This window comes from Anaerolineales bacterium (assembly GCA_015075625.1).
GTDB lineage: Bacteria > Chloroflexota > Anaerolineae > Aggregatilineales > UBA2796 > UBA2796.
Genome location: JABTTZ010000002.1, coordinates 1 through 14052, shown reverse-complemented (window position 1 = coordinate 14052; position 14052 = coordinate 1). Strand labels below are relative to the sequence as shown.

The 14052-nt window shown below is 55.2% G+C and carries 10 protein-coding genes; 2 read left to right on the top strand and 8 right to left on the bottom strand.

Annotated features, from left to right (window positions below; genetic code table 11):
* Positions 1 to 95: 95 nt before the first annotated feature.
* The 6 genes from HS103_08720 to HS103_08695 all read right to left on the bottom strand — a co-directional run bounded on the left by HS103_08720 (position 96) and on the right by HS103_08695 (position 8190).
* Positions 96 to 494, bottom strand: coding sequence for a hypothetical protein (locus tag HS103_08720; protein MBE7512882.1), 399 nt, complete (start codon positions 492 to 494; stop codon positions 96 to 98).
* A gap of 682 nt (positions 495 to 1176) precedes the next feature.
* Entirely contained in the window at positions 1177 to 3006 is a 1830-nt protein-coding gene (locus tag HS103_08715) for a hypothetical protein (protein ID MBE7512881.1), read from the bottom strand.
* Between the two features lie 69 nt (positions 3007 to 3075).
* Positions 3076 to 4104: an SH3 domain-containing protein gene (locus HS103_08710; GenBank protein MBE7512880.1), complete on the bottom strand. Its 1029-nt coding sequence runs from the start codon at positions 4102 to 4104 to the stop codon at positions 3076 to 3078.
* Positions 4105 to 4196: 92 nt separating this feature from the next.
* Positions 4197 to 5261, bottom strand: a complete 1065-nt coding sequence (locus HS103_08705) for an ABC transporter permease (protein MBE7512879.1) — start codon at positions 5259 to 5261, stop codon at positions 4197 to 4199.
* Positions 5262 to 5273: 12 nt separating this feature from the next.
* Complete coding sequence (locus tag HS103_08700) at positions 5274 to 6281, bottom strand: ABC transporter permease (GenBank protein ID MBE7512878.1); 1008 nt, start codon at positions 6279 to 6281, stop codon at positions 5274 to 5276.
* Between the two features lie 166 nt (positions 6282 to 6447).
* The gene (locus tag HS103_08695; protein ID MBE7512877.1) at positions 6448 to 8190 is read right to left on the bottom strand and encodes a peptide ABC transporter substrate-binding protein; all 1743 of its coding nucleotides are present in this window, start codon (positions 8188 to 8190) and stop codon (positions 6448 to 6450) included.
* Between the two features lie 173 nt (positions 8191 to 8363).
* Here HS103_08695 and HS103_08690 point away from each other — a divergent pair, with 173 nt between their 5' ends.
* Complete coding sequence (locus HS103_08690) at positions 8364 to 11045, top strand: AMP-binding protein (protein ID MBE7512876.1); 2682 nt, start codon at positions 8364 to 8366, stop codon at positions 11043 to 11045.
* Complete coding sequence (locus HS103_08685) at positions 11042 to 12148, top strand: hypothetical protein (GenBank protein ID MBE7512875.1); 1107 nt, start codon at positions 11042 to 11044, stop codon at positions 12146 to 12148. Before HS103_08690 ends, HS103_08685 begins: the two co-directional genes overlap by 4 nt.
* A 98-nt stretch (positions 12149 to 12246) precedes the next feature.
* Here the strand turns inward: HS103_08685 and HS103_08680 are convergent, their stop codons facing one another.
* Positions 12247 to 13194, bottom strand: coding sequence for a hypothetical protein (locus HS103_08680; GenBank protein MBE7512874.1), 948 nt, complete (start codon positions 13192 to 13194; stop codon positions 12247 to 12249).
* Between the two features lie 63 nt (positions 13195 to 13257).
* Entirely contained in the window at positions 13258 to 13821 is a 564-nt protein-coding gene (locus HS103_08675) for an HNH endonuclease (GenBank protein MBE7512873.1), read from the bottom strand.
* Positions 13822 to 14052 lie beyond the last annotated feature (231 nt).

Here is a 14052-nt window from a genome sequence, read left to right as displayed (position 1 = left end):
TATTACAGCGGCGGGTCATTGTACCGCGTTTCTAGGGTGGGATGTAGGGGCGACCCTGTGTGAGTGACCCTATGTGAGCGCCAGCCCCACCGCACTCATCCTAACGTTGTCTCTAGCGCCCGCAGCAGCCCATCGATGACGGCGTTCCGTCCGGGGCGCGGGTCCCACAACACAACGCGGTGCGTTTCCCCTTCAAGCGCCGCCAGCCACAGCGCAGCGGGCGGATCGTCTTTGCAATAGTTGATCAGCAGCGACCCTTCGAGGGCAAAAAAGCCCGATTCGCGCACCGCTTTTTTGAGGCTGTTCAGGTCTGTCTCAGAAAGCTGCCGCGCTGCCACCCATGGCACCTCCCGCCCCCGATCCAAGCGTTCTGTTGGGGCGGGCGGGGGCGCGTCCGGCGCGGGGCGTTCCACCCGTCCATCCTCATAGACGCGGATGCCCTTTGGGGACACGTCCCGTTCGTTCACATAATATTCCAAGATCACCGAGGTCATAAGCACCCTCCACAGGCTCAGTTTCTGACCGCCCACATAGATAGACGTTACGTCGTTGCCCTCATCCCCCTGCGACCCGCCTTCGGCGTGTACCCGCTTTTCCCAGTCGAAGAAGGGGGAATCTATGGTTTGAGGGGGAAGCCCCCTCAAACGTCCCCTTTCGATGAATACAGGGTGAACACGTTCAACGGCATACCTCCTAATATAGTATGTCTGATGTGGAATGAAGTTGACGAAAAGGGGAATGGGTCGCAAGATTGAAGGTACGCCTACAGTCAATCGGATCCATTCCCATGGTAAGTATAGACTTGGAAAGGCTTTTTACTACGATTTATGTGCTGGTGAACGATTGGTATCAACGGGAAGGACGGGTGTTGTTGAAGGGCAAACCAAGCCCACCAAAATCATCCCCTGCTGGATGCGCTCCTCGCTAGCGCACGCGAGCGTATCGAAGGTGTCTTTCACCAACTCCAGAACACCGGACGCAACCTTGAGCGCTTACATGCCAATACCGTGCGTGGCTTGACCGCCCGCCTTACCCTCAAAGTCACTCGTTTAGTTCTCAAGTATCTGCTCGCCCGTCACTTTGGTTTTGATCTACAAGCCTTTTCCCTTTCACATTAGACGTCTATACTTATCTATGTGGTTGATGGGATAGCGGACAAAAGACATCGAGGGGCGTTCACTCCCCACAGGGAATCCATGAAAAGACTTGAAAATCAATCGGGGGAGTAAACTTCTGAATAAGCGCTCCATCACGGCGGTAAATCATCAACATAGCGGGTTCACCTGCCCGCGCACGGCGGACGGCAAGATAGTCCCCACCGGGCGACCAAGCTGGACGGAGCATCTGCCGCTCAGCCGCAAGAATGGGCGTCCCTTCTGAGCCATCCGAGGGGACAATCCGAAAGCGAACCTCGGCGCTATCAGCACCATACATATTCACCGCTGCCATACGTCCATCTGGCGAGGGAAAGATCGCTTGGACGCGCCCACCCGCCTTATAGTGGTAGCGTGGTGTTCCATCGGGACGGAATGCCATTGCGCCGCCATCACCACCGCCGGGGGTGTACCAGTTGAAGGCAATCAGATCGCTGTGTACCTCGAACAGTTCAAGGGCGGGCAAATCCCCCCCAAGCTGAATAACCGCCCCCGCAACAGTACCTGACCAGACACGATACACCCCGCCTTGTGAGGTGATGAAGGCAACGCGCTCTGGATCAGCGCTTCCGCTGTTGGAAGGGATTAGCTGGACATCGCGGACGGAATCCACACCATCGATCAATGTCAGCAGGTTTTTGCCATTCGCATCGAGGATGGTGAGCGCCGTCCCCACTGTGCTGCGATGAGTCACGGCGAGTCGCCCAGACTCAAGACGGAGTATATCGCCAACAACTTGTGCGATGAGGATCGTTGAGTTGCCCGTTGCCGGGGCGATCTCAGTAAGTGTGCGTGAACCATCCGCTCGGATACGGGTCATCAGCAAGTGATGTGCATCCGCCGACCAAACAAGCAAGGGGGCATCCGTTCGTTGGTTTGGCTGGTCGCTTGGTTGAACACCGCCTACATCATGCAGCGGGGGATGGAGTTCGTCGGCGTCATAGAGATCAACCCGCCACACCGGAGGTTGGAAGTAACGCAAGGCAAGGTAGCGACCATCTGGCGACCAGTATATATCCCATTCTATGCCATCAGAGAGCGGGAATTCGCGGGCGGTGTTCGCCTTAGGGTTGACAATTGTCAGGGTTTGGGTTTCCCCGTTTACGCGGTTTGTCACGTAGGCGAGACGCTCCCCCCCCCACGCAAGGGCAAGGTAGGGTGGGTTGCGGGCGGGGAGCGGAAAGCGGCTGACCTGATCGCCCTCCGGCGACCAAAAATAGAGCGCCGCTTCTTCCCCACTAGCAAAAAGGCTAAATGCGATAAAAGCATCCGTCGGCGTCCACCCATGGAAGTAAATCGTCGCGGTGGCAGGAAGGACGGGCGAGGCAATTTCCCGACTGTGAAGGATTGTCCCTTCAGGGGTGGCAACGGCTGCCCGTAGAACACCCTTGCCATCCCCCCATACATAAGCAACACGATCTCCCCTGTGCGACCAACCAATGCCAATGCTGTCCAGAATTGCCCGCTCCACCAAGACCGATCCACTATCACGGATGCTGCGCCAACAGGTGGCGCGGTCTGAACATAATGGCGCCCCCTGTAGGGAACGTCCACGCGGCGCCGGGTCAATGTAAAGATTGACCGGTTGTGCTTGTTGGCTGGTGATATAGGCGACAAAGTTTCCAGTGGGAGAGATTGCCCCCCGATAATTCGTTACAGGAAAAGCATTGGGACGTTGGGGCATCATCTGGATAACGGCACTCACCCGATCAAAGATGAGTGTGGGACGACGGGGCGCCGTCCCAATCAGGCAGACATCAGGGGCGGAATCACTGCGGGCGAGGGTGATCATCCCGCTGAGGATGAGGGTGCAGACGATCCATACACCAACGATCCGACCAAGCCAGTTCATCCTGCGCAGTACCCTCTAGCCCTATCCCTCTGCTCTGTGCGACGAGGGATAAGGTGACACCTTTTGTCTTTATTGGAATACGACGGGCAAATTTGCCACCTGAATATTCGTCAGGCGTAGGTAGCCGGCTGCCACCCACCCAAACTGAATACCGTATTGCACCTTATACCAGGTGGCGTTGTCGTTACGCCCATACACGGCAACAATTGTGTTTTTCGGGATGGTCGCCAAACGAAGTCCGCTGATAGCCGGCGCGGTACGCATCCGCAGATTCACACGGGTGACCCCCGCTGCCAGCGTTCCATCAGGGAGCAAAACAGGCGGCGAAGGTGGCACAATGACCGTCACCGGACCGCCCGGCGTTGGTACGACGACCACTGAACTCCCCGGACGGGAGGGGTCTGCGCCATCAATCCGTGCGGGGGGCGTGCCAAGTTTCGTCAGATCAACGCTGAGAACGCCCACAGGTACCCAGACCAATTCATTGCCACCAACATCAATCATCACCCACCCATTATCGGCTGAGCGATAGAGGGCGACATGTTCTTTGCCAGCAGCGATGGTCAAGCCCGGCACCGTTGCCCCGGCAGGGCTTGTGTAGAGTGCCGAGGGCGCACTAAAGACCACCTTCAAAAAGGTAGGCGGACGAAAATCGGCAGAAAAGGTTGCCGTTCCCGATGGGGGGAGGCATTGGGCGTCATAGGAGCCGGTTTGCAAGATGCCAATCTCGAATCCATTCACATCAAGTTCAATCACATCGAAGCGAATGGGGTTCTTTCCGGGGGGACCATCGGCACCATCGGCATCAAAGGACATGTTCACGACGAGTGATCCCGTCGTCACACCAACAGTGCGTTGGGCGTCTTCTTGATAAAGTTTCTTCCCGTTGCCGTCGGTAATCCGGTAGCGAAAGCGGTCGGTATTGTTGCTATCATTGATTGTGCCGTTGACAGCCGTATCCACCGAGAATATGCCGCAGTTTGCCCAAAAGCGCCCCAATGCTGCGGAAATGGCATGTGCAGGTGAGGCTTGCGGCACAAGCGTAATTGCCAGCACAGCGACGAGGACGAGTGTACTGATTTTGGATGATCGAGACATATCAACGTATTCCTTGAGTCGTTTCCCTTTACCTTCTTCACCGACTCACCGAGAAAAAAGTGTCCCTCGCCAACCTGACGGCTCACCTACGACTAATCAACGCCGCGCATACGGGGGTCAAGGGCATCACGCAGACCGTCCCCCAAGAAGTTGAAGGCAATCATCGTCAGCGCCAATGCCAGCGCGGGAAAGATCGCCTGATTAGGATAAGATTTGATCGCCTGTGCGCCAGATTGAATCATTGATCCCCAACTTGGTGTTGGCGGGTTCACACCCAATCCAATAAAACTCAAAAATGCCTCGGTAGAGATGTAGGCAGGGATCGCCAACGTCTCAGCGACGATCAGTGGACCCAAAATATTAGGCATCACATGGCGAAACATGATTTGGCGATGGGTCATCCCGATAGAGCGTGCCGCTTGGACATATTCACGCTGTTTGATGCTGAGAACTTGCCCCCGTGCTAAGCGTGCCATCCCCTCCCATGAGGTGAGACCAATGCCAATGAAAATGAACAACATGCCGCCAAAGGCACGATCCAACTTGTTCATCTCGTAGGCAAAGGTACCCGGCTGTGTATCGGCAAACGAAGAGCGAAAAACCGCCATCATAAGGATAATCAACAAGAGTGCGGGGAAGGCATACATGAGATCGACAAAGCGCATCAAGAGCGAATCGACCCACCCGCCGACATAACCGGAAAGGCTGCCAATAAGCAAGCCCAACAACAAGCTCACCAAGGGACCCACAATGGCAACCCCTAGTGAAATGCGCGTCCCATACATCAGCCGGCTGAGTAGATCGCGCCCATTTGAATCCGCGCCAAGAGGGTAGCTGTCGTTCAGTTTGGCGTAGCCCCCCTCTGTTCCAACAGGCTTGACTGTTGGAAAAATAAAAGGCAGCCACGAGGGAACGGCATTATTTTGAGCAAGGTTATCAGCGGCATAGTGTCGTGGGGCAAGCCGATCCGCAAAGAGCGCGGTAATCACAATCATGGCAATGATGATCAAACCAACCATCGCCATACGGTTACGGCGGAGGCGTTTCCACGCATCTGCCCACAAACTTTGCCCTTTTACATACGTTGTTGGTTCATTATTTCCCAATTGAATCGGCGTTGCACTGCCACGCGCTAGTGTATTGGCTTGTTCGGTCATGATCTAACCTTCCTAGGTATAGCGAATACGTGGGTCAAGCGCGGCATAAGCAAGATCGACCAATAAATTGGCGACGACCAAAAATGAGGCGTACAGCAGCACCGTTCCCATAATGACCGGGTAATCGCGGTTGGTGATGCTGTTGACAAAATAGCGCCCCAAGCCGGGGATGCCAAAGGTGGTCTCGGCAACGAATGTCCCCGTCACCAGCGCGGCAAACAACGGACCAATAACCGTGATCACGGGAATCATGGCATTTTTTAAGGCATGAAGGCGGATAACCCGACGCTCTGCCAAGCCTTTTGAGCGAGCCGTGCGCACGTAATCCTCATGGAGGACTTCGAGCAAGCTGGCACGGGTCAGGCGGGCGATCAGAGCGGAACTGGCGAATCCCAGCGCTATTGCTGGCATAATCACATGAGCGGGTGTTCCCCAACCACTCACAGGGAGAACTTTCCAGTTCACGGCAAAAACCCAAACCATGATCGGACCCAACACAATCGCTGGTACAGAAACGCCAAAGATCGCGACGCTCATCGCCAGATAATCGGGCATTCGGTTGCGGTTGAGCGCGGCAATTGTCCCTAGCGGAATACCGATGCTCAGGGCGATGATGAGCGCCCATGTCCCCAATTGGGCAGAGACGGGCAGTTGCTCACGGAAAATATCGCTCACCGAGCGCGATTTTGATTTATAGGAGGGACCAAAATCCATCCAGAGCAAGTGACTTTCCTTGTTGAAAGACACCGCAACAAGGTAGGTGCTTTTGTCTGAGGATCTCAATTTGCCTTGTTGGATACGGGGGATAACAATGCCGCTGATGTAATCGAAGTATTGCTCAACAAGGGATTTATTGAGGTTGTATTTTGCCTCAATAAGTTTTTTTACGTCGGGCGGGACGCTCTTTTCCCCGTCAAAGGGACCTCCCGGCACAGCGTGCATCAGGATAAAAGTGACCACCGAGACGCAAAACAAAACGGCAAACATACCGAGGACACGGCGGAAGATATAAGCAGTCACAGGTAAACCCTTCAACGCCCTCAAAAAGGGAGTTCAAAAAACTTTAAAACGAGACACAACCTCTTTCCCCAAAAGCGTTTTGATGACAAGCAGTGACTCGACATAATGCCGAGTCACCGCTCATCCCTCAACACATCACCACGGAAAGGGTGAGGTGCGAGGAAGATTACTTGTTAATATCCCATTTCTCATAGCGCTCATCACCTGCGCCAACGGCGAAGGTACGAGTCACATACGGTTTGGTCACCCCGACACGGGTGTACCAATAGATCGGAATAACTGCGGCATCTTCCAGCACCAAGATGTTTTCCGCCTGACGGTAGAGATCAAGGCGCTTGGCGAGATCGGTTTCGAGGGCGGCTTCATCCACTAATTTATCAAACGCTTCGCTGCCCCAACGGGTGTCGTTCTGGCTGCTGGTGGAGCGGAACACATCACGGGCGAAGTTGTTCGCATCGGGATAGTCTTGGCACCAGCCGAAACGCCAAATCTGAGGCGGGTCGGTCTTGCGGGTCTGAAGGAAGACCTGCCATTCCTGCGCGGTGATTTCAATGCTGACGCCGAGTGTTTCCTTCCACATGGATTGGATCGCTTCGGCAATGCGGATGTGCCCTTCGCTCTGGTTCGTCATGAAGGTGATCGGCGGGATAGCATCTGCCGTTAACCCCGTATCCTTCAGGTACAACTCAAGTTCAGCCTTCGCCTTATCGACATCATAGCCGATGCCCGTCTCGGCTGAATCAGCCATGGTGGGAGCAGCAACCAAGCCCGGACGCGAGAACCAGCGGGCAGGTTCTTGTCCACCCTTCAGGACGTTATCGACAATCGACTGACGGTTAACCGCATAGGACAAAGCGCGGCGCATGTGGACGTTATCCAGCGGCGCTTTCGTCACGTTAAAACCATAGACATAGGTGCAGAACAGCGGCGCGATGAGCAGTTCTTTGCTCAACACGGGGTCTGCCTTCACGCGATCCAATTCGGTGGAGGGGACACCGGTGGCATCCAACGTCCCTGCTTCATAGTTGTTGAAGGCAGGCGTCTCATCCAACATCAGGAAGGTGATCTGGGTGATCGTGGGCTTGGGGGAATTTTCAATGCCGGGCCAGAATGGGTTTGCGACCATCGTCAAGCTCTCGTCGTGTTTCCACTCGGAGGCAACATATGGACCGTAGCTCATCATATTACCCGGTTCTGTCCACTTATCGCCATGTTCCTCAATGGCGGCTTGTGGCACAGCGGCAAGATTCCACATACTAAAGATGCTCTCGGCGTAGCTCAGTTCTTGGGCAATTTTGACTTCGAGCGTGTATTCATCAAGTGCCTTCACTGCCACTGCATCGCTGAGCTTGGCAAGTTCCTCAGCAACCGCTGGATCGCTGAAATCTTTGCCTTCGGGGGCGGTGAAGCTGTTGAATTCGCCACTGCCCACAATCCCTAGCGAGTCAATAAAGACATAGGCATAGGGGGACGCGGTGCGGGGGTCGAGCAGGCGCTTGATCGAGTATTCGAGGTCGTTCGCCGTGACATATTTCACCGCGCCAGCATCGTCTTTCACTTCCACAACGGCGCTGCCATCCCACATAACCCAGGGCAAGCCTTGACGAACGGTGAACGTCCAGGTCAAGCCGTCCTCGGAAGCGCCCCTTTTTTCCGCCACACCGGGCATGATGTTGCCGGGGTTGTCTTCGGTGTCACGGATGATCGGGAAATGCTGCATAGTCGTAATTTGGATCGAGGTGGAGTCTTCAGCAAGAGCGGGGTCTAGGGTAGGAATGTCGCCCGCGCCAAGATTCAGCGTCAAGACTTTGGCATCTTGCGCCATCGCTACATTGCCAACGGCAGGTGCAATCAGTGCCGCCAAAAGGGCAAGGATACACACCACATAAAACCGACGTTTAAGAGACATAGTTTATTCTCCTCAACACATCATAAAGAAACGTAGAGATTATGTCGTGGAGAAGTCAATTGTGCAAATTGTAAAAGAGAGAATTTTCTGTTCTCAACTTTGGTTGATTCCCACCTTGCAATAGGCTATAGTGACCCCTAAGTCAACTTAATCGCCAACAACATGTAAAACTTATGGCTACACCACCTATGACCATCCCTGATCTCATTCGCCATGCGGCGGAGAAGACACCTGATAAACAAGCGCTGCTTGCCCCCAACCGTGCGCCGCTCACCTTTGCTGCCTTTGTCAATCACCTTACAACATCTGTCCAGCGCTTGAACGAACTCGGAATTGGGCGTGGGATGCGGGTGGCTATCGTTGTCTCAGATGGTGTTGATCTCGGATCAGCCTTTCTTGCGGTATGCGCGGCAGCCATACCGCTGACCCTAAACCCCCATGGGTCGCTTGCCGAATGGGAGGCTGCTTGCCAGCGGGTGGGTGTTCAAGCGCTTATCTACGAGCCAACAGCAGCGATCACACCGAACGCCACAACGCTTGCCAAAACATGCCACCTTCGTGCCGTGACCCTCACTCCCCATCCGGCGGCAGGGACATTCATCCTTGAGCCAACGCCTTTTCTTGGCTCAAATACGCCTTTCACGCCCGGCTTTGCCGCCCCGGACGACTGGGCTATGTTAGCGCTGACCTCTGGGACGACCAGCACAGCGAAGATTGTCCCTATTCGTCAGGCGTTGTATGCCAAACGCCTTGTACTTCCGTCGGCGGGGCTTTTCGTCACAGCGGAAGACCGCCTTTTGAATGTGATGCCCCTTTTTCATGCCGCAGGGCTGAATCATATGATTCGCACGCTTTGCGTTGGGGGGAGTGTTGCTTTTCTCCCGGGCTTTGAAGTCCCCCGCTTTTATGAGGCGTTGATGACCTACCGCCCCACCTGGTTTACCGCTGTGGCAACGATGTATCAAGCGATCCTTGACCGCGCCGCCGATTTCCCCGATAGTATTCGCAACCATAGTTTGCGCTACCTCCGTGCGGGATCGATGGCTCTCCCCCCATCATTGATGGATGCCTTAGAGAAAACCTTTGGCGTTCCGGTGATCCAAGCGTATTCCAGCACAGAGGCGAATAACATTTCCACAACAGGTTTAACGCCCGATACGCGCCGGCTTGGTTCGGTGGGCAAACCCTTTTTCGCCGTGCGGATTATCAACAGCAGAGGGGAATCTCTTCCCAGTGGTGAAGTGGGCGAGATTGTGGTGAAAAGCGAGATGAACTTTGAGGGTTACGAGGACGATCCAGAGGCAACCCGCGACGCGTTTCTTGATGGGTGGCTTCGTATGGGCGATGTTGGGTACATCGACGACGATGGCTTTTTATTCATCACCGGGCGAGTGAAAGAAGAGATCAATCGTGGGGGGCAGAAGATAGCCCCACTAGAGGTGGAGAGAGTGCTAGAGACACACCCCGCCGTAAAACAAGCCGTCGTGGTTGGCGTTCCCAACGCGGCTTTAGGGGAGGAAATCGGGGCGGGGGTCGTCCTTCGGAAAGGCATGGCAGCAACAGCGGTTGAACTGCAAACCCACCTTGCCCAGACGCTCCATGTTTCTAAAATTCCCCGCCACCTTGCCTTTTATGAAACACTCCCGCTTAACGCGACGGGAAAAATCCAGCGGAGGGCAATCAGCGAACGCCTCGAAACCGAACATGATACACCCCAACCACAAACGAGAACACCGTTCAGCACAGAGACGGAAAAGCGCTTAGCCGCACTTTGGGGCGATATTTTGGAGATTTCTCCCGATAGGCTAACTGGAGCGACGCGCTTCACCGATCTAGGGGGAACATCACTTAGCGCTGCCCGCCTCGTTTTCAGGGTGCGGGAGGTGTTCCAACTCCCGGTGACCATCCTCGATTTTTTTCATGCGGGGACAATTCCTGAACAGGCGGCAATCCTTGATGGGCTGCGCCGCACACCACGCCGAACCCAGACGACGGTGATTCCCATTCGCGCAGCCCATTCCTCACCCGTCCGCCCACCTCTTTTCGTCTTCCATGCCCTCAAAGGGAATGTCTACCTCTATCGTGATTTGGTCGATAGGCTGCACCCCGATCAACCGGTTTATGGCTTGCAAGCGGTGGGGGTTGATGATGACCGTCCACCGCTAGGAACGGTAGACGAGATGGCAATTCACCACGCCGGACAACTTCTTAGCGTGCAGCCCCAGCCGCCTTTCTTGCTCTGTGGCTTTTCCTTTGGGGGGCGGTTGGCGGTGGAAACAGGGCGTGTGTTGTGGAACGCCGGACACCGCGAGGTCTATCTGTGCATTATTGACGAACATTTCCATATGAATCGTCACCGAAAACACGGCGGAACGCCCCACCGCCTAAACCGCATCCGGCTCTTTCGGCGGCTTTACAGCCTGTGGTTGGGGCGCGTCCTTCTAAAGCCGGAACAACGGGCGCAATACCTCACGGTGAAGCGTCAAGAAGGGCGCATCCCCCCCACGCCCCTTGAAGTGAAACGCGCCTATGACATGTTTGAGAAGGCAGAGGCAGAGGGCTTACCGGAATCTATTCGGCGCGTACAACGTGCCGCCTATGATGCCGCCATGAAGCAATCACCCAAGCCCTATCCGGGTCCAATGCTTTATATTCGCGCCCGTGATACCGCCTTTGATCTTGAGTTGTTCAAAGCCTTACGCTACATTGGAGGGGCAAAGCTACCTATTGTGGATGTCCCCGGCACACACCGAACAGTGCTAACCCCACCCTATGTAGATGCGGCAGCAGAGGTTGTCCGAAATTGGCTAGAGTCTATCCCTTATTCCTCATCGAAAGAAAAAGTCGCACTATGACAAAACAAAGCCGTCGTTTTCTGCTTATTTTGTGCTTGATTGCCGTCTTAGGGTTGCCCCTTGCTGCACTAAACGCTCAAGGGTTCGAGCCGATCCGTCTATCGATTGCCGCCGCACCCTCCCCACAAACCATTTTTGCCCTCTATGGGAGCGTGGAACATGGGGCGGATTTTGGGCTAACCCAAAGCCTAGATGACATCATTCAATTTGAGTCGACCACCGTCGCCACTCAAGCAGTCTTGGCGGGGCAGGCGGACGTATTGTATGCCTCGTTCACCTCAACCCTGTTGGTGCGCCAAGCCGGGCAGGATATGAAGATGTTTTGCCCCGGCAACAACAAGATTGATCATGTCCTTGTGGGGCGGAATGGGATCACGACCATCGAGCAAGTGTTTGACCCCGCCACACGGGTGGGCATAGATGCCGTTGGTGGCGGAAGCAGCACCCTTTTTGAGGCGGCGTTCCTTGCCAAAGGAATTTCCCAAACGACCAAAGACCTTTCCAATATCAAGATTCTTGAATCGGTGAATCTCCGTCATGCAGCATTTGTTGCCAATGATGTTGATGTGACGACGATCCGTCTGAGCCAGTTCCGCCAATCCCAAAAAGATGTCCCCGATGGCGTCGTGATCACCGAGACCTACAAAGACTTCAACTCGTTCATCTTCGCTGGATTCACAGCCCCTGCTGAGTGGTTGGCGGCAAACCGCGAACGGGCGGCTGCCTATTGCGCTGCCATGTTGAAAGGCATTGCCGACCTCAGCCGCTCCTCAGAAGTTTACATTGCTGCCAGCAAAACCTATCTTGAGAAGCCACCCACCGATGCTGTTTTGCAAGAGAGCTACGAGTTGATCACCGGCTATGGGTTTTGGGCGCCCAGCCTGAGCATGAACCCCGATTCAGTGGCATTTATGGCAGAAATCGGCGCACGCACAGGGGCGCTGACGATGACGATAAACCCCAATGATGTGCTGGATTTGACAACCTATGAGGCAGCTTTGGCGCTGCTCTCTGAAGAAGATCGGGCGCAGTTGTTGGCGCTTGTACCTGCCGCTGCCAACCCCGAACCCGCAGCCACCAGCGAGGCGACCAAAGCCCCCTAATAGATGATTTGATCGCCAACAGAGGCGCATTAAGATGCGTCTCTATTTGTGTTTCCCTAGCTGAAGTGCTATCCCAAAACACCCTTATTCACTGAGGGTTACGGCGCAAGCGCCCCAAAATGCGTTCCGGTATTTGGGTCGGGATTTGCTACGAGTACCCAAATGCGCCCATCAATGCCCGTGAGCATGAACCCTCGTTCAAAGGGTTGGAGGGTGGCATCGTAGGGCTGTTCCCCCCCAAGCGCCCACCCCAAGCGATCTCGCACGCCTTGATTGTTCCGCCAGACAAAGCCAAATCCACGCACTGGTTGCACCAGCCCCGCCGGAGGGATAAAGGCAGGATCGTCAGCGGGCATGCCCTCATTCCACGTATCATTTAGCCGCCAGTAGATATCAATGCCTTGTCCCGCCACCGCCGCTGTGGAAAGCGCGTAAATCTCTCGTGTATCCCGCCAAAACATAACTCCCCCCTGAAAGGGTTGGGTCACAAGGCGCGTCGTAAACGCGCCGCCCGCCGGACATCCAATGCGGGATTGTACAGTGGCATTGTTCGCTGCATTAACGAAGGGCGGGGCAGGGGGCTGCAAACAGCCCGCTGCGGCTGACCCACCGCCGGAGACTCCTGCTGCAAAGGTGGGAAGTGCCGCGCCCGGGGTGGTGACCACCGGCACACCCACACCGGGGTTCCCCGAATTGAAGGGGATGACCCCAACGCTCACGCCGCTCGTCCCCGGATGGCGATAAACGCCAGGGGGGTAATAGACAACACCCGGTTCAGGGGTCAGGTTGCCCATAAAGACCCCTACGTAGGGTGTCGGGGTTGGCGTGAAGGTGGGTGGGAGGGGGATTGTTGTCGGCAGCGCCGCACTCGTCGCTGTCTGGGCAATGCCCGGATCAGGCGTCTCGGTCAAAACAACAGTTGCCAGCGATTTGGGCAGTGCCTCAAAACCGATCAATACCGCCCCATCAGGATCGGGCGCTGGTGGGGTGGCACACCCGGCAAGGCATAATAAAGCGGCAAAAAGGAAAGGGAATCGAGTTATCATGCCCCGATTGTACTCAAAAAAAGCGAGGCAAAAAAAGAGAGCGACAGAGATCGTCGCTCCCGTTTAGTCTTCGTGATGTGTGGGGGGATCGTTCCGTTGTATCTCGATGTAATGCCGCCATGCTTCTGGTCCACTGCCCACCGCAATCACAAGGTAGCTTGTGCGCGGTGTTTTTGGCTCCCACAGCAGTTTCATTCCCACTTCACCGGGAAGGTGGTTGCCTTTGCGATGATTGCAGTGATAGCAGGCACACGCCGTGTTTGACCAGTTATCACGCCCACCACGCGAACGCGGGAGAATGTGATCGACGGTGAAATCTGCTTTCGCCAGCGTCTTGCCCCGCACGACATCACCCACCTTCACCGAACAATAGATGCAGGTGTAGGAGTCACGTACAAGGACCCCTTTTCTGCTCCAGTGCGCCCGGCGACGAGGGACATTAATGAAACGGCGCAGAGCGATAACCGAAGGGACAGGGAAGGTGCTGTTCACGGTGCGCAGCACACTGCCAGACTCTTCGATCACCACCGCCTTTCCAGACAGTAGGAGACTGATGGCGCGTGCAGTGGAGATGACCGCTAAGGGCTCCCAACTGCTGCCGTTGAGGAGAAGTACACGACCTTGCAACGCAAGAACTCCTCTTCTTCCCCGGCGTTCCCTCGCCGAACTGTGGAAATAGCCCGGCTCTGTACGGAATTCCGGCGGGTTAACTTCGGGCGTCCGCTCCAAATTATAGGAGATAACGCCTAGAAACGCCATACCCAAAGCCGTTAAAGTGTCGTTAACAAGGGGTTCGCAAGGCGTTTCAAACCCGGATAAAAAACTGGCGAAAAAACTCATGGGGATACAGGACTAGGA

Excerpts from the sequence above, each read along its gene's own strand:
- HS103_08690 (MBE7512876.1), top strand. The coding sequence starts at position 8,364 with ATGGCTACACCACCTATGACCATCCCTGATCTCATTCGCCATGCGGCG.
- HS103_08720 (MBE7512882.1), bottom strand. The coding sequence starts at position 494 with ATGACCTCGGTGATCTTGGAATATTATGTGAACGAACGGGACGTGTCC.
- HS103_08695 (MBE7512877.1), bottom strand. The coding sequence starts at position 8,190 with ATGTCTCTTAAACGTCGGTTTTATGTGGTGTGTATCCTTGCCCTTTTG.
- HS103_08680 (MBE7512874.1), bottom strand. The coding sequence starts at position 13,194 with ATGATAACTCGATTCCCTTTCCTTTTTGCCGCTTTATTATGCCTTGCC.
- HS103_08715 (MBE7512881.1), bottom strand. The coding sequence starts at position 3,006 with ATGAACTGGCTTGGTCGGATCGTTGGTGTATGGATCGTCTGCACCCTC.
- HS103_08710 (MBE7512880.1), bottom strand. The coding sequence starts at position 4,104 with ATGTCTCGATCATCCAAAATCAGTACACTCGTCCTCGTCGCTGTGCTG.
- HS103_08685 (MBE7512875.1), top strand. The coding sequence starts at position 11,042 with ATGACAAAACAAAGCCGTCGTTTTCTGCTTATTTTGTGCTTGATTGCC.
- HS103_08705 (MBE7512879.1), bottom strand. The coding sequence starts at position 5,261 with ATGACCGAACAAGCCAATACACTAGCGCGTGGCAGTGCAACGCCGATT.